16 protein-coding genes are annotated in these 24,342 nt (G+C 46.4%); 7 read left to right on the top strand and 9 right to left on the bottom strand.

The features are described 5' to 3' along the window. Positions 1 to 6 precede the first annotated feature (6 nt). The 3 genes from SFV55_RS25720 to rfbA all read right to left on the bottom strand — a co-directional run bounded on the left by SFV55_RS25720 (position 7) and on the right by rfbA (position 5,327). Positions 7 to 1,092 carry a dipeptidase gene (locus SFV55_RS25720; RefSeq protein ID WP_320032450.1) on the bottom strand — a complete coding sequence of 362 codons (1,086 nt, stop codon included), beginning with the start codon at positions 1,090 to 1,092 and terminating at the stop codon, positions 7 to 9. A gap of 111 nt (positions 1,093 to 1,203) precedes the next feature. Next, positions 1,204 to 4,101, bottom strand: a complete 2,898-nt coding sequence (locus tag SFV55_RS25725) for an NACHT domain-containing protein (RefSeq protein ID WP_320032451.1) — start codon at positions 4,099 to 4,101, stop codon at positions 1,204 to 1,206. Positions 4,102 to 4,460: 359 nt separating this feature from the next. Further along, positions 4,461 to 5,327: a glucose-1-phosphate thymidylyltransferase RfbA gene (gene rfbA, locus SFV55_RS25730; protein WP_320032452.1), complete on the bottom strand. Its 867-nt coding sequence runs from the start codon at positions 5,325 to 5,327 to the stop codon at positions 4,461 to 4,463. 228 nt (positions 5,328 to 5,555) lie between these two features. Between rfbA and SFV55_RS25735 the strand changes: the two genes are divergently transcribed. After that, complete coding sequence (locus tag SFV55_RS25735) at positions 5,556 to 6,797, top strand: ABC transporter permease (RefSeq protein WP_320032453.1); 1,242 nt, start codon at positions 5,556 to 5,558, stop codon at positions 6,795 to 6,797. Here SFV55_RS25735 and SFV55_RS25740 read toward each other — a convergent pair. Beyond that, the gene (locus SFV55_RS25740; RefSeq protein WP_320032454.1) at positions 6,748 to 7,419 is read right to left on the bottom strand and encodes a CoA pyrophosphatase; all 672 of its coding nucleotides are present in this window, start codon (positions 7,417 to 7,419) and stop codon (positions 6,748 to 6,750) included. The genes SFV55_RS25735 and SFV55_RS25740 overlap by 50 nt on opposite strands. A 197-nt stretch (positions 7,420 to 7,616) precedes the next feature. Between SFV55_RS25740 and SFV55_RS25745 the strand changes: the two genes are divergently transcribed. The 6 genes from SFV55_RS25745 (at position 7,617) to SFV55_RS25770 (ending at position 15,948) form a co-directional block, all read left to right on the top strand. Continuing rightward, entirely contained in the window at positions 7,617 to 10,073 is a 2,457-nt protein-coding gene (locus SFV55_RS25745) for a bifunctional UDP-N-acetylmuramoyl-tripeptide:D-alanyl-D-alanine ligase/alanine racemase (protein WP_320032455.1), read from the top strand. A gap of 36 nt (positions 10,074 to 10,109) precedes the next feature. Beyond that, positions 10,110 to 12,080 carry a peptidylprolyl isomerase gene (locus SFV55_RS25750; protein ID WP_320032456.1) on the top strand — a complete coding sequence of 657 codons (1,971 nt, stop codon included), beginning with the start codon at positions 10,110 to 10,112 and terminating at the stop codon, positions 12,078 to 12,080. Positions 12,081 to 12,143: 63 nt separating this feature from the next. After that, a complete protein-coding gene (locus SFV55_RS25755) occupies positions 12,144 to 12,998 on the top strand; it encodes a hypothetical protein (RefSeq protein WP_320032457.1) in 855 nt (284 codons plus the stop codon). A gap of 2 nt (positions 12,999 to 13,000) precedes the next feature. After that, the gene (locus SFV55_RS25760; protein WP_320032458.1) at positions 13,001 to 14,365 is read left to right on the top strand and encodes a peptidylprolyl isomerase; all 1,365 of its coding nucleotides are present in this window, start codon (positions 13,001 to 13,003) and stop codon (positions 14,363 to 14,365) included. A gap of 198 nt (positions 14,366 to 14,563) precedes the next feature. After that, complete coding sequence (locus SFV55_RS25765) at positions 14,564 to 15,031, top strand: hypothetical protein (RefSeq protein ID WP_320032459.1); 468 nt, start codon at positions 14,564 to 14,566, stop codon at positions 15,029 to 15,031. Further along, a complete protein-coding gene (locus tag SFV55_RS25770; protein ID WP_320032460.1) occupies positions 15,028 to 15,948 on the top strand; it encodes a hypothetical protein in 921 nt (306 codons plus the stop codon). Before SFV55_RS25765 ends, SFV55_RS25770 begins: the two co-directional genes overlap by 4 nt. 125 nt (positions 15,949 to 16,073) lie before the next feature. Here the strand turns inward: SFV55_RS25770 and SFV55_RS25775 are convergent, their stop codons facing one another. The 5 genes from SFV55_RS25775 to SFV55_RS25795 are packed head-to-tail and all read right to left on the bottom strand — an operon-like array spanning position 16,074 to position 24,338. Continuing rightward, the gene (locus SFV55_RS25775) at positions 16,074 to 17,123 is read right to left on the bottom strand and encodes a hypothetical protein (RefSeq protein ID WP_320032461.1); all 1,050 of its coding nucleotides are present in this window, start codon (positions 17,121 to 17,123) and stop codon (positions 16,074 to 16,076) included. A gap of 26 nt (positions 17,124 to 17,149) precedes the next feature. After that, positions 17,150 to 18,802: an ABC transporter ATP-binding protein gene (locus SFV55_RS25780; protein ID WP_320032462.1), complete on the bottom strand. Its 1,653-nt coding sequence runs from the start codon at positions 18,800 to 18,802 to the stop codon at positions 17,150 to 17,152. A gap of 12 nt (positions 18,803 to 18,814) precedes the next feature. Next, entirely contained in the window at positions 18,815 to 19,780 is a 966-nt protein-coding gene (locus tag SFV55_RS25785) for a PorP/SprF family type IX secretion system membrane protein (RefSeq protein WP_320032463.1), read from the bottom strand. A 1-nt stretch (position 19,781) separates the two neighbouring features. Beyond that, positions 19,782 to 22,814 carry a caspase family protein gene (locus tag SFV55_RS25790; RefSeq protein WP_320032464.1) on the bottom strand — a complete coding sequence of 1,011 codons (3,033 nt, stop codon included), beginning with the start codon at positions 22,812 to 22,814 and terminating at the stop codon, positions 19,782 to 19,784. Between the two features lie 27 nt (positions 22,815 to 22,841). Further along, positions 22,842 to 24,338, bottom strand: a complete 1,497-nt coding sequence (locus tag SFV55_RS25795) for a C1 family peptidase (protein WP_320032465.1) — start codon at positions 24,336 to 24,338, stop codon at positions 22,842 to 22,844. Between the last annotated feature and the right edge of the window lie 4 nt (positions 24,339 to 24,342).

Genomic DNA, 24,342 nt, shown 5'->3' on the forward strand with positions numbered 1-24,342 from the left:
GGCTCATCAAGCCCACACTCGCCGCAAAAAGCGCAACCAGTTGCCATGCATTACACCTTCAATATCGGTGTCACTGTAGCCATGTCTTTGCAATTCTGGAATCAGCTTTTGCAAATCGGCGATGGTCTCGATATCATAAGGGCATTGCTCTCTGCCAAAGGCGCCATCCAGATCGGAGCCAATGCCCACATGTTGGGCATTACCCGCCAATTGACAAATGTGGTCGATGTGGCGCACTACCTTGTCCAGGTTGCAATCCATGCCTAAGGGGGTGGATTTTTCCCGCACCCAATTGGGCACAATCATCCAGGAGTCGAAAGCTGCTCCGATCACGGCGCCGCGTTCGATCAGAACTTTGAGTTGTTCGTCGGAAAACTGGCGGTTGTGGTTAACCAGGGCCCGGCAGTTGTTGTGACTGGCCCAAACGGCACCCGAAAAATGATCCATGGCTTGCCAAAAAGCGTCGTCGCAAAGGTGGGTAGCATCCAAGATGATGTTAAGCGATTCGATTTTTTTCAACAAATCGATGCCCATCTGCCCCATTCTGCCCGTGGAGTCAGTCCCATTGGCATAACGCCCGGGACCGTAATGAGCGGGACCGATAGCACGCAAGCCGTAGGCATGAGCAATTTCGAGGTGTTCCAGGCTCACAATGGAATCGGCCCCTTCGAGGCAGAGGATGAAGCCCACCGGTTTTTGATCGGTAGCCTGGCCATCGTTCCAGAAACTCAAATGTTGTTCCAACCCTGCCAGGTCGCGGATTTGCACCATTTCGCCAGCAGCAACCATTGCCTGGTACCAGGCCAGTTGGGCTTGGGTATGTGCCCAGGCTTGCTCAGGAGAATGCCAGCCCGGGAGTGGATTATCCGGGGCGACAAAACGAGCGATTTGGGTAGCAACCACCAGGCCTACATTGCCTTTACGAAGCTCGGGCAGGCTGACGGTGGCCTGGCTGCGGTCGGGTTTGTCGTGCAGGCCTTGCTCGCGGGCATTGATTTCATTGATGGGGCGCCGCAGGTCTCGATTCCATTCCATGGCGTTCATGCTGAGGTCGAGGTGGGCGTCGATGGTGAAGAGTGGGTTGGTGGTCATGTTGGATAAGTTGAGGACTAAGTGCTATTCAATTCTTTGCCCCGAAATTACCGGATTCCTATAAAAACTGTTGCGTCTCTATAGTTAAACTTTCAAATATCGATATTCATTTTATATCTTTCTATTGTTTCTGAAATTTTTATTGTGCTTATCATTATAAAGTTTGGAATAAAAAGGAATTTTTTCCTTTTTATTGGGAGAAAATTGATAAGGTATGAATTTTAGCATCAATTTTTGGATTGGAGGTATAACAACTAGTTTGAGTTTAGTTGGCATAGAAATTTGATCAATAATTTTCATCTTTGGTAGGTTTTTTATAATCTGTCTAGCATCAATATTGTATTTTTTTAACTCTTTGTAGTTTTTGTAAAAAACTGTTTCATTATCCTCACTAAACATGGAAGAATAAACCCAATTAAAATGGTAATCATTAAAAAATAAAGGAACATGAAAAACAGATTCATATGATTCATACAAATCGTTTTTTGGAAATAACTTTTGGAATTCTCCCATTAATTTGAAATATGAGTCCCAATCTTTCCTCAAATTCATATTATTAAATAAGATCCAAGAGTAATCGGAGTTAATACTATTCTTTAACAAATACTCTTGAAGGCCAATAGGTATATCCACTCTCGAACAATAGTAAAGTTCAAAAATAAGGATCGATAAATTTTTATTACTGCTAACTGCTGTCATTTCTTCTAAAATCTCATTGATAATTATCGATAAGTCTTGCCTTTTTAAGCAATAACCCAAATAGTCAAACAATACATAGTTCCCTTTTTCACCATCAACTATAAATTCAAGGCAACAATTTATTCCTCTTTCAATCAAGGTTCTTTTAATTGATACACGAATATTTTTCAAATTGGGAATAATAGGGAGTAATATTTTTAGTGAATCCTCTTCATTGTAATTTAGCAATACAATCATAAGATCGTCAATTATTTCAGAGTCTAAAGATTCTTTATCAACTTTTAAAATGAATAATTCGATTACTATGTACCAAAAAGAATTTGATAAATTTCTGGTCAATATTTCATTTCTTTCCTCTAATTTCCCTTTGATCTGGAAGTTTGCATAAATGTAATAAGCTGTAAGATATTCTAAAAATGTCTTATGCGTAAAGTTGTTTTCAAAATAAATAGACCTAAGTTTTGCAAATTCTAAAAAAGTCTCTGCGTTTGTCTCCGCTTCGGCCAAGTCTTCAATAATCCTCTTATCAACCATATAACTAATGAGTAGTTTTTTGACGTTATTGTGAGATAAAACTTCATCTGATTGTTTTGACTGTATCTTATACTGCCAAAAAGCGAGAACAGAAAGAAGTGATAACTTATTTTTTATATTACTTGAAATATCTAATTTCTTCTCTTTTTCATCTCTTCTTTCGATTAAAGTTTTAGTGCAACTCTCATAAATATCAAGTTTTGATTTAGGTAAATCTTTCTCATATTTATATATTAATAAAATCAGAGTGAGTAATAGTGGGTTACTTTTTAATTCTAATGGTATATTTTGTAGTGCTAGAATAAATTTTCCGACGTTTTCTTCCCTTTCTTCATGTTCTATCTTAAACCATTTTGATACAAAATTGAGTATTTTTTCCTCGTTAAATTGATTGACACCATATACTGTAAAAGTTGAATCAAAAAAGACTTCTTGGTAGGACTCATATCTGCTTGAAACAATTATTATTGAGTTAACATGTTTTTTTGAAAAAAGATCTATATCTTCTTTAATTTCGTTTCTTTCAGATATATCAAAGACTTCATCTAATCCATCAAAAAAAACAATTGTTTTTTCATTTCTAACCATTTCGATTAAAAATAAAAAATCTTCAACAGCTACTTGATATTTACTCTTGAGACAATCAAATATAAACTCTAAAACTCCACCTTTCATTTGAGTTTTATATTTATTGTACTCATTTATAGGGACAATTATAGGTATATAATTTTCTATACTTTTGAGCCCAATGGCATTTTCGTTATTTTTTAAAATCTGGAGTGAAATATACTTAATTAGTGAAGATTTTCCAGCACCAGCATTCCCAAGAAGAACAATTTTGTTATTATCGCGGAATAAGTTATTTAAAGGTAAATTGCCCATATTGGTTGGCCCCATTGTGTAAGAAATATTCATTAAATTCTCTAACTTTTCTTTTACTTCTGGCCTTTTTAAGTCTTCAACATGAAAATTAGATTTTGAACCTATCTTTGAAAAAATAACGTGGACCTCGTTAAAAATATTATGGCCAGCAAAGTGGTAAATTCCCTCCACCATATAAGGCCAAAAAGTCTCCCTATAGCCAATTTGATGAAAATCGGGCTCTTCAAAAATTGACTCGAGGTCAATTTCTCTAGGCCTATTTACGGTTGGTAGTTCTATCCCATAGAAATTAATATTCTCAATTTTCTTTTTCAGCCCTAAATAATACTCTTCCTTGAAGACTGTAAATATTTTTTTATAATATGTAATACTTTTTCTATTTAACTCTTTAATGGAATCTATTTTAAACAAAATATTATTGAGCATTCGATCAACTAATTTGTCATTTGGAGACCTCGATTTATTGATTGCATCGTAAAATATCTCACAAAATCTTTCTATTTCATTGCGGAAATTAATTGTATTTCTCGAATAATATATTTTCACAAGGCTTTCTTTCTTATAAGCATTTAAGGAAAGCTCTTCTACCAAATTGTTTTCAAACTCAACGAGCTCCATAGTATCATTATAAAAAAATGTTTCAAAGAGTTTTACTACATTCTTAAGCGCAAAAAGTTCACCAAGCCCTAAATTGTCTGAATCAAAAGAATATTGTATGTATGAGTATTTATACAAACTCTCAAAATCATTTTTTAAATTTTGAAGATTGTATTTTGATAATAATTTGGCGATTTTTACACTGTTTTTTAAATTTGAATTTACAACTAATTTGGCGATTTCTTCAGTGAGACTAGCTAGCCATTCTACCACTAAGTCACTTATCAATTGTTGCATACTTATAGCATTTATGTTTGGAATAGCCTGCAATTTATATTTTCGCACCAAGAAATCAAATTTGACAGATTTAATTTCTTAGTTTTATTATCTGAATTTCACCTATACCTCGCGGATTCAGGTTTTGTGCAAATCGTTTTGGCGAAATCCTGTAAAATCAGGATTTTCAAAGCACATTTGCACAAAACCAGAATCCGTACGGTATAACACTGAAGTTCTAACGAATGTAATCCTAGATATGGCATTTCATCAAAAAATGGATTGAGCTTTTTCACAGAGTAGATGGATAATGCTTTTTTCGTATTTTTTTCACACATGCACATGGTTTCTTTAGAGTACAAAGAACCTCAAATTTCGTTTTAACTCATTTTCAAAACATTCATCAAATACTCCCCATATCCACTCTTCATATACCGATGCGCCAGCACCTCCATCTGGGTTGCGTCGATGAAGCCCATTTCAAAAGCTGTTTCTTCGATGCAGCCAATTTTGAGCCCCTGCCGCTCTTCAATCACCTGAATGAACTGCCCGGCTTGCATCAAGGATTGGTGGGTACCCGTATCCAGCCAGGCGATGCCCCGACCCAATACACCTACTTCCAGGTTACCTTCCTCCAGGTAATGTTTGTTGACATCGGTGATCTCGTATTCACCTCTGGCGCTGGGCTTTAGGTTTTTGGCAATCTCGACCACGCTGTTGTTGTAAAAGTACAAACCCGGTACTGCATAATTGGACTTGGGTTGAGCTGGTTTTTCTTCGATGGACAAGGCCTTGAATTTTTTATCAAACTCAACTACCCCATAACGCTCTGGGTCGGCAACCTGATAGGCAAAAACCACCCCTCCCTGAGGGTCAACTGATTCTTGCAACAACTCTTTCAAACCATTGCCATAAAATATATTGTCACCCAAAATCAATGCTGCACTATCACTTCCAATGAACTCCTCACCCAATACAAAGGCCTGAGCCAAGCCATTGGGGTCATGTTGAGCAACATAGGAAAAATGACAACCTATATCTGCGCCATCCCCCAGAAGTTTGGCAAAATTAGGCAAATCATGGGGAGTGGAAATGATCAAAATATCCCGAATGCCTGCCGACATCAGCGTAGACAAAGGGTAATAAATCATGGGTTTATCGTACACCGGCATCAGTTGTTTGCTGACAGCCAAGGTGAGTGGATACAATCGGGTACCGAGACCACCTGCTAGGATGATTCCCTTCATTGCAGTTTAATTTTATTGGTTTTGAGAAAAAAACACGAGCAGGTCCAAATATTTTATTTTGACATGCTCGAAGACAAAGATAGGAAGACAAAGTCTCTCCCGTCTAAAAAGCTCTGCCTTTTATCGAACAATGCACAAGCCCTAACGATAAGACCTTATCTTTCGTACCTGGGAAGGGGCAAAAAGATGAATCTTTGTCGCAGTGTTCCTGGATGAAATGGTTTTGCTATGAATTTTACTGAAAATATCAAGTTGGCCTTTCGCTCTATCCGAGCCAATGCCCTTAGGGCGGTACTTACCTTACTGATCATTGCTTTGGGCATCATGGCTCTGGTAGGTATTTTGACTGCCATCGACAGTGCTATTTATTCCCTGAGCAGCAATTTGTCCTACCTGGGGGCCAATGCCTTTGATGTGGACCCTAAGTTTGATGAAGGAGTGCGCGGCAACCGTGGGGGCCGTGTGGCCAAACGAGGGGAGGTGTTCACCTATCAACAATCTATGGCTTTTAAGGAACGCTTCCATTTTAATGCCCGTACTGCTATTTCTTTCCGTTGTACCAACAATGCCGCTTTGCGTTCAGGCAAGGAAAAGACCAATCCGGTCATGTTGATATTTGCATCAGATGAAAACTACCTGGAGGCCAAAGGTTTTGACCTGGAAATAGGTCGTGGATTTACCGCCCGGGAAGTGAACAGCGGAGGATACGTAACCATCATTGGTGCCGAAGTTGTGAAATTGTTGTTTAAAGGCAAAGCAGAAAAGGCCATTGGGCAGATTATTTCTACCGGAAGTATGAAACTCAAGGTGATTGGTGTGCTCAAGTCCAAAGGGTCCAGTATGAATCAGGATGAGGATCGCCGCATCATTATCCCCTTGTACACGGGTAAAATGTCTTACGCTACTCAAAACACGAACTACCGCATCATGGTTGCGGTTACTGACCCAACTCAAATTGACAACGCAATTGCGATTGCAACCGGCTTGTTGCGCAACATCCGCAAGCTACGTGCTTCTCAGGACAATGATTTTGAAATCACCAAAAGCGATAGTTTGATTGGCATCATCAAGGAAAATACGGTTTATTTCCGGGCTGCTGCGGCAGGTATTGGCCTCATCACCCTATTAGGGGCGGCCATTGGTTTGATGAACATCATGTTGGTTTCGGTTACTGAACGAACCCGAGAGGTGGGCATCAGCAAGGCTCTTGGCGCAACCCGTCGGCATATCCTGATCCAATTTCTCACTGAAGCAGTAGTGATTTCCCTGATGGGTGGCTTTTTGGGCATCATCTTGGGCGTATTGATTGGCAACACGGTGACTTACTTCATGGGTGGTTCTTTTTTGTTCCCTTGGATGTGGATCACCATGGCGGTGTTGACCTGTACAGTGGTGGGACTGGTGTCGGGTTTGTATCCGGCTATGAAGGCTGCAAGGTTGGATCCGATTGAGTCGTTGCGGTATGAGTAAAATCAACCACCTCCACCAACTCACTCACAATCATCGCCGTAGCACCCCATAAAATCCGTCCTCCGAGGTCAAAATAAGGCACATCAGTCAAGGTGAAATTCGGATTGATCACCAGGTCCTTCACCTTCTGATGGTTTGGATTTTGAAAATAGTCAAAAGGCACTTCCAATATGTCGGCGACCTCAGATTCCTGGGGTAGCCATTGCGGAGCATATTCCATAAAACCTACGTGAGGTTGTACATGGAAGTTGCTCACGGGAATGTACAATTCGGTCAATGCACCCAATAACTTGACGTCGGCTGGATTCACTCCTACTTCTTCCTGAGCCTCCCGTAGCGCCGTTTGGGCAGAGTGCCCATCGCCATCGTCGAAGCGGCCACCCGGGAAGCTGATCTGCCCCTTGTGGACATCCCTAGGGTTGTGCGAAACCCGCTCAATGAACACCAGATTCCATTGCCCATTTTTAGGGAAAAACAACGCTAATACTCCTGCCAGAATAGCCGTGGGAGGGATGGTTCGCCCCTGATACCGAGCGGGATGTGCCATTTTGATTTGAGCCAATTCCCCGGGTAAGGGATGCTGTAGGTTTTTTTCTAGTCTTTGTATAAATGTCAAGTCCATGCTTGGTAAACAGGATTACAGGTTTAATGGTTGAAAAGTTGAGGAGTTGAGAAGTTGAGGCTACCGCAGCGATGTTGACGAGCCATTCTCACACTCACACTATCACAAACAAACACACCCCCATTCTTGCGGTAGCCTCACCCCCTCAACTCCTCAATTTTTTTCCGTTCCTTTGCTGCTTGCAAAAAATGATTGCCATGTATTCGATCCAGGCTATTCAAAAGATTTTACAAGCCAAGACTACGGAGAGGCCGCTGCATGAAGCCCAAATAGAACATTTATTGCTGGATAGTCGCCAAATCATTTTTGCCGAGCGCAGCCTCTTTTTTGCCATCAAGGGTGCCCAACAGGATGGGCATCAGTTCATTGATGCGGTGTATCAGGCCGGAGTACGCAATTTTGTGGTAACCCAACTCCCCGAACCCCAGGCATTCCCGGAGGCCAATTTTTTGCTAGTGCCCAATGTCATTGCTGCTTTACAAACCCTAGCCACTCATCACCGTAAGCAATTTCCCCTCCAGGTTATTGGCATTACAGGCAGCAACGGCAAAACCACTGTTAAAGAATGGCTTTTTCAACTCCTGTATGCCAATTTTGCCATCATTCGCAGTCCCCGCAGTTTTAACTCCCAAATCGGGGTGCCTCTTTCGGTGTGGAACATCCAGTCCCAGCACGAATTGGGCATTTTTGAAGCTGGTATTTCCCGCTCCGGCGAGATGGCGAATTTAGCAAAAATCATTCAACCTCAAATCGGCATTTTCACCATGCTGGGGGAAGCCCACAATGAAGGGTTTGCCAGCAAACAAGTCAAATTACTGGAAAAATTACAACTTTTCCAGGGTATCGAACTGCTGATTTATTGTGCAGATGATCCGGACATTCAGGCAGAAATTTCGGCATTGCCTTGTGAAAAACTGAGCTGGTCGCTAGGGCAGCACCCCACAGCTGGTTTTTTTGTCCAAAAACCGGAAATATTCCTTAGACATACTCATCTGGAAGGCTGTTTCAGAGGCGAAACCCAACGCATTTCTGTTCCCTTTACCGACCAGGCCGCCATTGAGAATGCCATTCATTGCTGGGCAGTTTTGTTGCATTTGGGCATCAAAGCTGAACAAATTGCGGAACGGATGTCCCAACTGGAACCTGTAGCCATGCGGATGGAACTGTTGGACGGGCAAAACGATTGCCTCGTAATCAACGACACCTACAATGCTGACCTCAGTTCCCTGCGCCTTGGCTTGCAATGGATGCGGCAGCACGAACAAGGGCGCAAGCGTAGCTTGGTTTTGTCCGAAATTTTACAAAGTGGCAGTACCAAAAAACAACTGTACCAAAAAATAAGCCACCTGATTGAGGAATACCAAATTGAGCGAGTGATCGGGGTGGGTGCAGCTACTATACAATTGCAGGATTTTTTACCCCGGGGATTTGAACAAGATTATTTTGAAAATACCCAGCACCTGCTCGATGTTTTACCCCAACTCCAATTTCAATCTGAAATCATCTTACTCAAAGGTGCCCGGCAATACCACCTCGAAAAAATCGCCCAAGCCCTGGCCCGCCAGGTACACCAAGCTCGTTTGGAGGTCAACCTGAGCGCCCTGGCCCATAACCTACGTGCTTACCAGCGCTGTTTGCGCCCGGGAGTCAAAACAATGGTGATGGTCAAAGCTACCGCTTATGGGGCAGGCAGCAAAGAAGTGGCCCGCTTGCTGGAACACTTGCGGGTGGACTACTGCTGCGTGGCCTATGCTGACGAAGGCATCGAACTGCGGCAAGCAGGCATCAGTGCGCCCATTATGGTACTCAATCCCGAAGCTGGAGCCTTTGAACAAATGCGCCAACACCGCCTGGAGCCAGTGGTGTATAGCCAGGAACAACTGCGCAGCCTGCGCCTCGAATCCTTTCCCCACGGCATCCATCTTGGCATTGATAGTGGCATGCACCGATTGGGTTTCGACAGCCACGAAATGCCAGGTTTGTTGGATTACCTGCAGCAGCACCCAAGCCTCCTGGTCAGGTCCATCTATACCCACCTGGCGGCCACGGAAGATCCACAACACGATGCCTTCACCCACGAGCAGGCACGCCGTTTTCAGCTCGCTTTTGAGCAAATTTCGGGCACTTTGGGCTATCGACCCTTACAACATGCCTTGAACTCCAACGGGATCACCCGTTTTCCACAATACCAGCAGGATATGGTGCGTTTGGGAATTGGCCTGTATGGCATCGACGTAAGCAACACCTTACCCGAGCCGCTGCAGGTTGTTTTGAGTTTTAAGGCTACTATTTCACAAATCAAGGAAGTTGCTGCTGGCGAAACCATCGGGTATGGTCGCCGTGCCCAAGCCCATTCTCCTATGCGTACTGGTACCATTTCAGTTGGATATGCCGATGGTTTACGTCGTGGGGCAGGCAATGGAGCTTTTAAAGTGAAGGTCCGCGGGAAAAAAGCCCCGATTTTGGGCAGCGTGTGTATGGACATGTCGATGATTGATCTCAGCCATATTCCTGAGGCCCAAACGGGGGATACCGTGGAGATTTTTGGATTAGATCCTTCTGTAGATGAATTGGCACAAATACTCGGAACCATTCCATATGAGGTATTTACCGGAATTTCACCCCGAGTTAAACGTGTCTATTTACAGGAATAAGTATATTTTTGCCCCACTACTAAAATAAAACTTAACATGGCAAAGAACCTTTTGCTGCTCTTAGGCTGCTTTTTCAGCCTGATCGTTTTTACCCATGCACAGGAGAAAGACCCGGTGTTGTTTACGGTTGACGGCACCCCGGTGCATGTGTCCGAATTCAAGTACATCTATTCCAAAACCAATGGGAAAAATGCGGACTTTTCCCGCGCCACCTTACAAGAGTATTTGGATCTTTACACCAAATTCAAACTCAAGGTTAAGAAGGCGAAGGACATGAAACTGGACACCGTACAGGCGCTCCAGGAAGAACTGGCTGGATACCGCCGTCAGTTGGCAGATTCTTATTTGTTGAACAAACAGGTAACTGAAAAATTGACCAAAGAGCTGTTTGATCGCGCTCAGTTTGATCTCGACATCAGCCACATTCTTTTTTCTCTCGCACCAGAGGCCAAAGGCACCGATACAGTGGAGGCCTATCGCCAGGCGATGGATGCACGTGCTCGTTTGTTAAAAGGGGAAAATTTTGCTACCGTTGCCAAGCAGGTTTCAGCAGATAAGTCAGCAGCTACCAATGGTGGGCACATTGGCTATGTCACCGCCATGTTCCCCAATGGCTTTTACCCTTTGGAAAGTGCAGCTTACCGCCTGCCATTTGAACAACTATCCATGCCGATTCGGACCAGCGCAGGGTATCATCTACTCAAAGTACACAGCAAACGTCCGGCTCGTGGAGAAGTTGAAGTAGCCCACATTTTATTGCGTACAGAAGGCAATGATGCCATTATTGTTAAATCCCAGATTGACACCATCTATGCTTCGCTGAAACGTGGCTCTAATTTTGAAGAAATGGCTGCAAAAAACTCCAATGATTCCCGTACTGCCGATAAAGGGGGGTATGTTGGTTTTGTAACCATCAATCGCTTCGAACAAGCTTTTGAAGATGCTGCTTATAGTGTTGAAAAGGATGGAGATTATTCCAAACCTTTCCAAACCAGTGTAGGTTGGCACATTATTAAGCGGATCAGCAAAAAAGAGATACAACCTTATGAGCAAATGCGTGGTCAATTAGAAGCACGCATCAAAAGAGATGCCCGCTTTGAAATGGCTCGCAAGGCCATGGTGGAGGACATCAAGCGCGAAACCGGGTTTAAAGATTATCCCAATCTGCTGACTGAGTTTGCCGCAACCTTGAACGATACCCTCTTCACCTTCCAGTGGCATGCCCCTCAGCCCCCCAGCACTAAGGTGTTGTTTATGATGGCAAAAAAGGCCTACACCCTGGGAGATTTTGCCCAGTTTGTTGAAAACGCTACTCGCCAGCGAATGCGGATGTCGGGTGAGACATCGACAGATGCCGCCGTGCAGAGCCTGTATGAGGAATACGTCAATGAGTCCTGCCTGCGTTTTGAAGAACAACGCCTGGATCAAAAGTATCCAGAGTTCAAAGCCTTGCTGCGCGAGTACGAAGAAGGCATCCTCTTATTTGAGGCTACCCGGATCAATGTTTGGGACAAGGCTTCGCAGGACACGGTGGGTTTGAAAAATTTCTTCAAAACCCTGAAAGGAAAATACCGCTGGGAAGATCGGGCAATTACTTCCGTGTTTTATGTTGATGGCATCTCCAAGTCTGTTTTGGAGCCCATGCGGGAGTATGCACAAAAACATTCTTCACAAGAGGTAATCGATAAATTCAATAAGTCAGACACCATTGGTATTCGGGTGGAAGAACAAATATTGGAAAAAGGCAAATCTCCCGAGGCGAATGACCTGAAAGAATGGAAAGCGGGAGAAGTAACCATCGCCAAATTTGATCGGCAAAACAACGAGTACGCTTTCCGGAAGGTTGAAAAAATCATCCCGGCTCAGGACAAAATGCTCAATGAAGCGCGTGGTTACATCATTGCTGATTACCAGGATCACCTGGAAATACAATGGGTGAATGAACTGAAGAAGGAATATCCCGTGAAGATTGAAAAAGCGGTTTTTGAAAGTTTAATTAAAAAATAGTTGAGTGCCCGGTCGCTGAGTGTAGTCGAAGCGCCGGGCACTCAACCTTCCCCAACAACAGCTATGTACGGTAAGTGGAGCTTGAATCTGTTGGCTTTTTTGGCACTGGCCTTAACTTTGTTTACCTGCGACTGGAAATCAGACCAGGGCGCAGATCGCTTGCTGGCGCGTGTATTCAACCGGGAGTTGCACCTTTCGGATTTGGAAAACATGTTCCCTGAAAAAGCTTCCCGCGCCGACAGTTTTTTAATCATTCAAGCCTTTGTTAGCCGTTGGGTGCGCGAAGAATTGCTGATGTATGAAGCTGAAAAAAACCTGCCCCCTGATCTAAACATTGACCAGTTGGTAAGGGATTATCGGCGTTCCTTGATCCGCAACAACTACGAACAAGTATTGGTGGAACAATTGCTGGACTCTACCGTAACCAAAACCGAATTGCAAGGGTTTTATGAACAAAACAAGGAGCAGTACGAATTGGAAACGCCCATTATTCGCTGCTACTTCATCAAAATTGCCGCCCCGATTCCCAAGGCAGATAGTTTGCTGGAATTATGGGCGAAACCCAGAGGCAATAATCTCTCCAGGCTGGAAGCCTACTGCCAAAAATACGCAACAGCGCATACTCTGGTGGACAGCATCTGGCATAAAGTGGATGTCATTGGTTCAGTGATGCCCAAGGGGACCATTACCGCTGACAACATCGCTTCCAAACGGGAATTCCGCCAAAGCGACGGCAAGTTTGTTTATTATTTTCGATTGCTGGAGTTAAAAAACCGGAAAGAAATTGCCCCTTTAGGCTATATTGAACAACAAGCGCGTACCTTCGTGCTGCACAAACGCAAATTGGATTTGTTGCAGCGCAAAAGGGAAGATTTGTACGAAATTGCTTTAAAAAAAGGCAATGTTGAAATATTCTAAATATGAGATACTTAATTTTTACTGTCTTGTTGACTTTGTCAATGGCAGCATCAGCGCAGAAGCAGATTTTGGACAAAATGGTAGCTACCGTTGGGGGAGAAATCACCCTCTTGTCCGAAGTAGAGGAGCAGTACGCCTATACCAAAGCACAGCGCAATGGTACAGTGCCACCCGAAGCGCGTTGTATGTTGGTGGAGCAGGTATTGGTGAACAAATTGCTGCTCAATCAGGCCAAGTTGGACAGTATCGAGGTGAAGGATGAAGAGGTAGAAAGCCAGTTGGATGCTCGGATTTCGCGCATCCTCAGCTACATGAACGACGACCTCAAGCAATTTGAAGAATATTACGGCCAAACGGTAAACGAGGTACGTGAACAATTCCGCGAAGACTTGCGCAACAACCTGCTTATCGAACGGATGCGGAATAAAATCATGACCGATGTAACGGTTACGCCTTCAGAAGTGAAAGATTTTTTCCGACGTATCCCCAAAGACAGTTTGCCTTACTTCAGCTCCGAGGTAGAAGTAGGCGAAATTGTATACAAAGTGCCCGTCAACGCCGAACAAAAGCGGGTGACCATGGCCAAGCTGGAGGACATCCGCAAGCGGATTGTAGAGGGTAAGGAAGATTTTGCCGAACTGGCCAAAAAATATTCCGACGATGGTTCTGCCCGTGGCGGTGGCGACCTGGGCTTTGCCAAACGGGGCAAGTACGTCACCGAATTTGAAGCGGCTGCCTACAAACTGGAAGAAATGGAGGTTTCACCAGTGATTGAAACCCAGTTTGGTTTTCACATCATTCAGATGTTGGGCCGACGGGGTAATTCCATCCACGTGCGGCACATCCTGATTCGCCCGGAAATCACCGATGACGATGTTTCGCTGGGCCAACGGCACATGGATACAGTACGTACCCTTTTGCTGAAAGACTCGCTCTCTTTTTCCCGCGCAGTGAAGAAGTTTTCGGACAAAAACGTACAAAGTTTCAATAACGATGGCCGGATGGTGAATCCTACTTCGGGCAATACCTTTTTTGAAGTGGGCGACCTCGATCCCGATATCTACTTCGCCATCGACACCATGAAAATCAACTCAGTATCCAAACCCATCGAATTCCGCGACGACGCCGGGGATTATTTCTTCCGCTTGGTGAAATTGATGTCACGTACTACGCCACACAAAGCCAACCTGGCACAAGACTATGCCAAAATCCAAAAGGCCGCCATCGAATCCAAACGCAACGAAATTGTGAACAAATGGGTGGAGGAGCGAATTCGGAAAACTTTTATCCTGATTGACCGGACCTATCAGGGCTGTCCAAATTTGGAGCCCTGGATGAAGGAGAATATGGCGGCGATTAAGCCGTAATAAAAAAGGGTAGCAACCGAAATTGCTACCCTTTTTTATTTTGCATTTTATACAACTCCACTTTCCGACTTTCGGGATCCTCCACTATCCCCAGCCAGCCAAACTCACTTTCATAGGGAGCTTGAATAAGTTTAGTTCCTTGCTCGGTAACATTTCCCCCTCCAACCCATATAGATATGGATCAAAAACCATTCTATCATGGAAATCAATCAACACAAAGCCATCCCGGCGATTTTCAGCACGGTTGTGCTGTTGTTGGTGTTGTCTCCAGTTGTGGAAAACTGGAGCAAAACACCAAAGGATAACTTCCCGCTCTCGTATTATCCCATGTTTTCCAAAAAACGGGAGGCCACTTACACCCTGCGTTACGTAGTCGGTTATGATGAACAACAGCGGCGCTACCACATCCCTTACCATTACATCGGCAACGGAGGCTTCAATCAAGTACGCCGCCAAATCATCAAACAATGCAAAAACGGCAAGTCGAAAAAATTAGCTAAAAAAGTAGCTCGTCGCCTGGCCAAAAGTAAGGAGCCCCTGTACCAAAACCTCGAACGGATTGAGGTGGTCAAAGGCACCTATAATTTTGAGGCCTATTTTGTAAAAGGGGACAAAACCCCACTGCAAGAAAAAGTATTGTGCACCCGAAAAATCTCTAAACCATGAAAAAACTCCTCTTCCACCTCCAACAATATTGGTTTGCGGCCATCTCCCCAGTGCGTTTGGCCATCTTGAGAATAGCCACGGGTTGTTTTTCTTTGTGGTATTTATTGGATCGCTACGGCATGTTGCAGCGGCTTTCCAGGTCGGACGCTTCTTTGTTCGAGCCAGTTGGTTTGGCCAATGTATTGTCCGGCCCTTTGTCCCCCGAAATATTCCAGTACTTGCTCCTCGCCTGCATTGCCTTGAACATTGCTTACATTTTAGGCTGGCAATACCGCTGGACTGGTCCAGGTTTTGCACTGACACTACTTTTTTTTATGTGTTACCGCAATTCCTGGTCGATGATTTACCACAACTACAATTCCCTGGTGCTCACGGTTTTTGTCATCGGCTGGGCTGCAGCAGCAGATGCCCTTTCGTTGGATCGCTTGAGTCGCCAAGCCAAGGCTGTACCTACTACCCACTGGCGTTACGGTTGGCCGGTGAAACTGATTTGTGCGGCTACGGTTGCTGCTTATTTTTTATCTGGTTTGGCAAAGGTCATGGGCGATCTGGCCTGGGCCTGGATCGATGGTAGTGCCATGCGTTCACAAATTGCGGTGGATGCCCTGCGTAAAGAAATGCTCGGAGGCAGCGCAACAGCCCTGTTTGAATGGTTATATCCGCATACCGGGTTGTTTTTTTTGATGGGTTTTGGGGCTTTGATTCTTGAATTAGGTGCACCCTTGGTCTTGTTGAACAAACGTTTGGCCTGGATTTGGGCTGCACTTACTTTGTCGATGCATTGGGGCATTTACCTGATCATGGGTATTGATTTTCCGTACCACACTACCGGTTTGATCTTTTTATCCTTCTTTGAACTGGAAAAAGCTTGGGCTTTTGTACAAAGGTCTTTGTCGGTTAAATCGGTTTTTGCTTAAATTTCATTCGCTTACCTTTACTAAACTTTTGAAGTTTAGTAAAGGTCGATCCGCAAAAAAAGGGCATTCCGAAGTTGATCTTCGGAATGCCCTTTTTACAGGCATCCTAACAAATTTTGATTGATTCAAGCTACGGCCCGTAGTGCAAGTGGCATAGGCTTTTCCTCCAGCAAATAGGTCAATTCAGTCCCATCCAACAAATCAGATAAACGTAGGATTGGAGTACTGCATACCCGCTCAACCTCCTGAATCAACAACTCGCTGGAGGTGAATAAGCCCGAAATCGCAAAGGGCCGAATCCCCATTTGCAAGAGTACATCAAGGCCAGCTTGTACACCCATGCTGTCCCCACAGGAAAAAATGACCTGGTGTACGGTATCCATAAAACGTGAATTGTTGAGCAAAAGCGCTGTTTCGCGCTGCAGGATGCCATCGGCAATTTCCATCACGATGTAATCGGGGTTGGCTTGTGCGACAGCAAGGTCAACCAGGGATTGGTACAGGTCCAGCAGGGTTTGCTCCGAACACATAAAAGTAGAAGGAAAGCCATAGTGCGCGAAATCGATGCCCAAATCCGCTCCACGATCCACACAAAAACGCGCATCTTTAGGGAAAGCCGTTCCCGTAAGTTTGACGTAAGCGGTGCTGTAGCCATTTTTTTTCAGCCCGGCACACAAGTAAGCAGCAGTGGTGGTTTTGCCACTGTCCATCGAAGTTCCGATCGATAAAATCACCTTGGTTTTAATCTTCCGGGGGCTAAAATGGGTCAGTTGCTCCGCTTGAATGGTGTTCATCACGGTGCCGTTGGCATCAACCGCGTAACCAAGTAGCTCCAGTTCGGCAGGTTGATTGCGGACGGTGGCGTTCAAAGTCTTCATGCTACCCACGACTCCACCACGGCCCAACAATTGGCAATTGATGGTAGGCTGATCAGGTACATATCCTTCGATCTGGCTGGTCGCGTACCGATTGCCAAAAGCAGCCATGATGATGTCTTCGTCAAACAGGTGCCGGGCCACGCCATGACCATCCATCAAGGCTGCCGAATTGGCCATCACGACCCTGAATATCCCTACATCACCCATCTTGGGGGTATAAGTATTGCTTAATTCTACATTGACTTCAAAGGATTCGATAGCAGCACAAATCTGGGCTTTTTTGATTTTGGTTTTCATGTGTAGTCGTTTTTGATTTTATTCGACTACATATCGGTGCTGCTGGATAATGTTACCTGGGGTGTGCCCATTTTTTTTTCATTTTCTTCAAATTGCTGCTGGTCGGCCAGAAATAAAACCCCCGTTTTGCCTTTTTTTTGTGCCAGCAATCCCTGTAATTGCTGGCAAGTTGTACATGACAACCCGCGAAATGCGTCCTGCAAAATCCAAAAAGGTTTATTGGTCAAAAAAGCCCGCAGCCATTGTAACAATTGTACCTGAGCCGAGGTCAACAGCGTACGCTCGGTTACAGGAGTCTCTACCTGAATGGTGCTCAATTCCGGAAAAAGCACTTGCCATTCTGCCAGCATGGCGGCAGCTTTGGCTTGGTGTTTACGGCTGTAAGCGATCGCTTCCAGCACGTTTTTGCCGTATAAGGGGAAAAGGGGCGACACAAAAGTGAATTGGCGGCGGATACTTTTGGGCGATAAGGTTTCGACGGCGACGCCATCCAGCTGTATCGAATTCTCTGGTGGTAACTCCAGTGCAGCCAGGTATTTGACCAAAATTGATTGGACACTTTCGTTTAACTCCAGGTGTAATTCTGTCCCTTTTTGCAACTGAAACTGAAGTGCTGGATGCTTTGTTGTTTCGGGCAAATCCACCTCCACCCGAGTAGCCTTCCAATCCCGCTCTCGATCGGCCCCTGCGGGTTCCAGGGGTTTGGAGAGCAACACATCAATTTTTCGCAGGGAAATTCCTCCTTTTTTCCACACCACCCCAATTTGCATCACCCGGTTCAGCACGGGTTTCAAGGTCAATAACACCAGGATTAATGCAAAAAGAGCATCCTGAGGAAAAATCACGCCTTGTTTTTTCCAAACATACACAGCCCCCAGTACCAACAACAACAAAGAATAAATGAAAAAAGGAATCAGCGCGTTCAGCAATGCGACTTGTTGTTGGTATTGATCCCCGAGTTCCTGAATTTTTTGGGTGCGTTTGGCAAACAAATGTTGCTCGGGCGTTTCCCGATTGAGGGCTTTAATGCTCAGGATGTTGGACAAGCGTTGGTTGACAAAACTAAGTAGACCGGACTTGCGGTCGCGCCGCTGTTCTTCCAAACGTTCGATGCGCCGGTTGAACCCCATCACTGCCCAAGCCGCCAGCAAGCTCAACACCAGAATCAAGCCCCCCAACTGCACATTGAGCCAGAGCAACAACAAGGCTCCTAAAACCAACAAACTGGCATCAGCAAAAAACTGAAAAACCCCTTTGTTCAACAACTGCTGCGCACTACCCAAATCGCCGCTGAAGCGCATGAGGTACTTGCTGGTGCCCGTTTTTTCGTATTCCTGGACTTGCATGCGCAGGTGTTGCGTGAACAATTTTTGGCGCAGCCAGGTCAAAAAACGTTCCATAAACAAGCCCTTGATGTAGCGTCGGTAATAGTCAAAACCCAGTTTAGCCAGGATGGCCAGGCCCAGGAGTAGTAAAAAATTAGGCTGAAAGTTCAGACCCATTTTTTGCAACAAACGCCCCCGCATCGATTGAAATTCGAACACCTCGGCAAAGGCCTGGGCGACCAGTAAGGGCAACAAAAGGGTGAGGATGCTGCCCAGCAACTCCAAACTCAGGACCAGCCTGAATGCACGTCGCTGGGTATCCAAAAATTGGCGCAACAAACCTGAATTTTGCATCGAAGGGTGTTTTTAGCGGTAAGTATCAAACAGGATGGTCAAATGCAGCTCATGTGAAGCGCCGAGCGGCAAATCAAAAGCAGAAATATTGTAGTCAAAACCATAGCCGATCTTGAGGCTGGCATCTTCAAACAAAAGTCCAGGCACATTGAAACCAGCCTCCAGGTGTGCCAGGCCATTGATGCCAAACCCGGCTCCAAACCACAGCGGACGGGCAGGCTGAAAACGGCCATAAATGTCCAGATTGAAAGGTGCTCCTGGGGTGTATTTGGCCCACATGGAGGTTTCCAAAAAAGCTTCCTGGTTGAAAAAATGATACCAGCCTGCCGTAGCGTAATAATGCGCTACCCGCCGCAAAGGGATGAAATCTTCGCCAACGGGTACCAGGGAATTGCCATGCAACAGTTGTGGTGCCGAAAGCCCCAGGTAAATGTTGTCGCCATCCAGGGCACCTTCCATGCGTCGGTAATAAAACAATCCCAAACCAACTTCGGGCTGATTCACCGAAAAATCGATGTCGGGTGCCAGTGGGTCGCCCAGGTCTTTCCAGGTGATCCGATTGGAGCTGACCCGGTGATTGACCATGCCAATACTCAGCCCTACCGAAAACCCACCGAAATAAGGATCATTGGTGAAAATGCTGCCAATGCGTCCCTGTATGGCACTAGAGCCAAATGGCCCGGTGCGGTCTTGTAAGACTGAAAGCCCAGTGACCAGCTCAAATGCCCCTCCAAAATCGCTGATGAACTCCCCCGTAGCCTGCAAGGTGCGGGGCGTTTCGGGGTGGCTGATCCATTGCATGCGGTAGCTCGTAGCCAGCGATACATTGTATTCGTAGAGGAAAAAATCACTGTTGACCGAAGCGGGATTCAGCAGCGGTTGATGCTGTCGGAATTGGGTGAAATAGGGCAACTGTTGCGCACAGAGGGGCATCGACAATAAAAGGCAGGTAACACAACCAAGGACTATGCGCAGCATGTTATTTGTTTTTGGGCAATTGAAACAATACAATCGGCGAACTGAGCGGATCGCTGACCAGGAGGGGTTGTTGGCTAGTTTGGGGCTTGGGGCGTTTGTTTTGTACCAGTTTGGGGACCTCTTTCTCCAAATGGGTATACAACTCCTTGATGTCGAGTGCACCATCCTGATTCAGGTCAATGCCGGGCACACGGCGGGTAAACTGTTCGATGGTGTGCAACATGGCCTGCGTGAAGGCCCCATTTTGCCATTGGTCATCCTCGTAACTGTACTCGTTGGCTCGGCAGGACATCATCAGGCTCAAGCCTTTTTGCCCGCTGGTCAGTTGGTTCATCCGCTCTCCACTCAATTGAGAAGTGGCATACTCTTCACTCCCCGCCCCACTATGGCAGGCATCGATCAGGAACAACTTCCGGCAACTGATACTGGCCAGGTAATTGATGATTTCTTTTTCAAAATCCAGACTGGTCTCCTGCAAAAAGGGGCCATCGTAATCGCTGGCCGCAATGTGAAATACCCCCTGTGGCGTATTGATGCCATGGGAAGAAATGAAGACCAAGATCAGGTCCTGCGGCCCGATTTGGCGATCGGCAAATCGGTATTGTAGCCGCCGCAGGGTTTTGAGGATTTCGGTTTTGGCAGTGGTTTTTTCCTGAATCAAGGTGTCGACAAAAACATTTTGAAATTGCTGGTTCAGTTGCCCATTGGATTGCAGCATGGCTTGGGCAAAATCACGGGCATCGCGGTGGGTGTACTTCAAGTCGACCGCAGGCACCCCAATCGAAACCAGATGTAAATTGGGCTTGCGCGGTGCATAGATGATTTGAATGGGTTCGGTTTCCATTTTGCCCGCCTCGTTTTGCACTTTGCTGCGGATGGTCGTAGTGCCTTCAGTCAGTTTCACCCGTTGAGTATAAGTGCGGCTGTAGGCTGTGCCTTTGATGCTTACTTCGTCCATTTTTGTCCCCGAAACGCAGGGTTTGCCATTGACTTCGAGGCAAAAATTGGGTTTGTCCAGGGTTTTGTTGGACACCGCTTTGACTTGCACGTAGATTTCATTTTCTCCCCAAACTATGCCTCGCCCTTCGAAGTGATCGGGATTGGGGTGCAGCCACACGGCGGTCAGGTAGTCTTTTTGCAAACTTTCCTTGGTTGGTGGGTTAGCAGCAGCAGCGGCCAGCGGCAAATGCCAATCCACCACCTGGGTATGTTCAAGCATCAAGTCCGCTACCCGGCCTCGAATCCAAACGCTGTCTTCCGCGAAATTGGCGGGTACCCCAAAGGGCAATTCGTAGGTGCGGTATTCACCGGGTGCGAGGTCGCCGATGTTGATGGCTTTCGGGATTTGTAAACCTTTGGATCCGTGCAGCTCCAGGCTTACGGCACGGGCGGTGCCTTGCCCTTTGTTGCGCAGGGTGAAGGAATTTCGCAGCAAGGTTCCTCGTTCTACCTGCGCAGGAAAAGCATTCGCGCTGAGTTCCAATTGAGGTTTGCTCAAGCGCCCCAGCCGCAAGGGAATCCGGGTGGAAGTACCGATTTTTTGCTTGCCCTGAAACAACTGTACCTCCAGGGGGAGTTCACCCTGAAGGTCGCTGGAGATGGCTAGTGCCAGTGGTATGTGCAGGTCCTCGTTTTGTCCGGGTGCCATGAAAGGTAACTTGATGGTTCGGGTGACAGTGGAATCGTTTTTGGCATAACTGAGTTTTGCGCGCAAATGGGTCAGACCCTTGCCTGGCATCGCGTCGATGTGGATGGCCAAAAAAGAGCGCTCATTGGGGCTCAGGTATTGGCCGTTGGGGTAATACAGTTGACCTGCTTTGTAATTCCAGGAAACCGCGTTGGGCTTCAAATCGAGCTTTTCGCCAATCTGGGCTACCCAGCCCTGGGCTCCCTTTAAAATTTGTTGATTGGAGGCACCCAATGCGACCAGGCTACCGTCGCCCCTTTGCAGGATAGCGCAGCCTTCGTCGGACAATTTGCTCCCATAAAAAGCTTCATCCTGCACAAAACCATCCTGATCGACCCGTACTGCCCACACTGTGGGGCGACGGCTACCCCGGGCAAAGGACTGACTTTGGCCAATCAGGGCGATCTCGCCGTTGTACAACAAGCACAGGTTGCTCAAACGATCGTCTTCCCGTCCACCGATGGTTTTGTAAGCCTGCACATTGCCATTGAGGTCGATGCGGCAAAAAAATCCTTCTTCCCGATGGTCCCGGGAGTTGACGTATCCGGTGACGCCCAGGGATTTTTCATCGATTCGAATGATGTTGGCCCCCTCGGTGGCTTCGGCGGCGGGAAAAATTTTACCCCAAGATTGGCTTCCTTTGCCATCAAAAGCGGCGAGCCACATTTTGCGACTGGATTCTTCTTCGGCGTAGCCAGAGATAAAAACTTGTTCTGCTCCACCCAGGGTGGCACCCAAAGCCTGGGTAGGCAAGCCGTGATACTGTACCTTTTTTTGCCACAAGACCTTTAGTTGGGCGTTGACACGTAATACCCAAGCCTGTTCGCCGGAGTTGCCGACTATTATTTTGTCGCCATTCGGCAAGGGCAAAACCTCAATGAACACATCGTTTTCTTTGCTGCCTAAAATCAGTTCCGCTTCGGTTTTACCTGCTTCGTTCAGTATCAAAAGCCAGCCGTCTTTTTTTCCAAAATACTTGTCTCTTTGTTTGTCCGCGGGGGTTTCGGAATGCCCCACGATAAGGTAGCGGCCATCCAAGTCCTGGCGGATGCGGCGGGCTGCATCATCCCCATTTCGGCCAATGTAAAACTCGGCGCTTCGGTTCAGTTTTTCATCCAACAATAGCAAGTAAATGTTGCTGCCCTTCGCAGCACCGTTGCTCTGATTGGTTTGCCCTACGGCGGCAATGTTTCCTTCCCAGTTTTCAACCATGGACACCAGGCGGTCTTGCCCGGAACGCCCGTAAAGGTGTTCGATGAGTGGCTCGTCCTCCAATTGCTGCGCGTGCAAGCAGTGGGGGAGCAACAAGTGTAAAAGCAGGGCAGTAGAGTAGAACAAAGGTTTCACGGTGAATGGGTTTATTTGATTTTGGGACTATTGTGCAAGCACTTTTAAAATCAAGGGAACGGCAATTTTTCCACTTGCCGGGTCGGGTCGAGCACTGAAGACCATTTTATCGGCATTGTAGCGCACCTGTGCGGCCGGGATGGCAATGTCAGCAAATGCTTTTTGAACCCGCTCGGCAAACTCGCCTGTGCTTTTTTCCAGTTGTTCAACCCGACGACTCATGTCCGCAATGGGGCTATGGCTGTAGATGATGCACAAAAAGTCCTCGCCCGGTAGCGGCAGTTGCAACACGGATTCTTCGCTGGGAATGACAATTTCCGCTGTTTTTTCCAAAACAAATCCTGCGGTGGCTACCTGGTTGTTCATTTTTGGAAAATGAAAATTGATCTTGCTGCCGGGGCTTTGGCTGAACACATAGGCATAACGCCCCCGGGGAATCTCGCGGGCGACCAATTGAAAGACATCACCTACCTCAAAACTGGCCTGTTGGGTTTCATAAAGCCCGGCTGCGGTGTTCCAACGCGTGGCGACTTCCTCGTAATACGGGATTTCCTGTCCATCGCTGGTGCTGAGGTAGCCACTGGGTTTGCGGAAGGCGAAGGTGCCACTCAGGGAAAATTCTGTTTTTGCACCGGGTGTTTCCTGAGGATTGGGCTGTAGTTGCGCCAGGGATTCTGCCCGGTCTTCGGGGATCAACACGTAGGCGTATTTGCACAAGCGGGCAAAATCGTCGTACTTCATCCGAATGAAACCATTGCGACCCCAGGAAGCACCAAAGCTGTTCATGAACTCAAATTGTTTCTCAACGTTGTCGTACCCTACCAAAACCAGAGCGTGATGGCTGCTGCTGGGGGCATCTTCTGCCGGATCCCAAAGCTGGGTACCGGGTTTGATTTCCCAAAAATCAGGAGTTACGGCAATGCCGACCACCAAGGGAGTTTGGGTGGCCAGAACCTTACAAGCCTTGGAAATTTTACTCTTGGGTTCTTCCTGGGTGTTAAAAACTGCGGCAAAATCCTGAATGCGGTACTGCAAAGCCTCGCTGGAAGGGGTAGCCCCTGGATTGGTGGTGCAATCTCCTTTTTTGTAGTTGAACGTATTTTCCAGGCAGTCCCCCTTGGTTTTGAGCAAAGCCAGCGCATCTTCAATATAGGCTCCGGCGCTACAATCGTCGGACTGCAAACGAATCTGGTTGTACACAAAAGCAGCAGAATTGGCCATTTGGGTGATTTTGGAGGGGTCGTTCAGCCCCAGGCGTTGTGCACGCATGAGCGTAAGCGCGCCGTAACCCACTGCCCAGCCCACGCAGGAGCCCATGCGCTGCTGGTCGCCAGGCACGGGGCAATATTGGCGCAAACTGACCCGCAAGGGCACCTCATTGTACTTGAGGCCGCTGTAAGAAGGCAGCACGGGGATGCTCCGGTATTTGTTTTCTGAACAGAGGAGCCCGCTATTTTGGGCCACACTCTGGGAGGTTATGCCAATCATCCAAAAAATCATCCATAATAGTATACTGCGCTGCATGTTG

It is taken from the genome of Haliscomenobacter sp., assembly GCF_033763495.1.
Classification (GTDB): domain Bacteria; phylum Bacteroidota; class Bacteroidia; order Chitinophagales; family Saprospiraceae; genus Haliscomenobacter.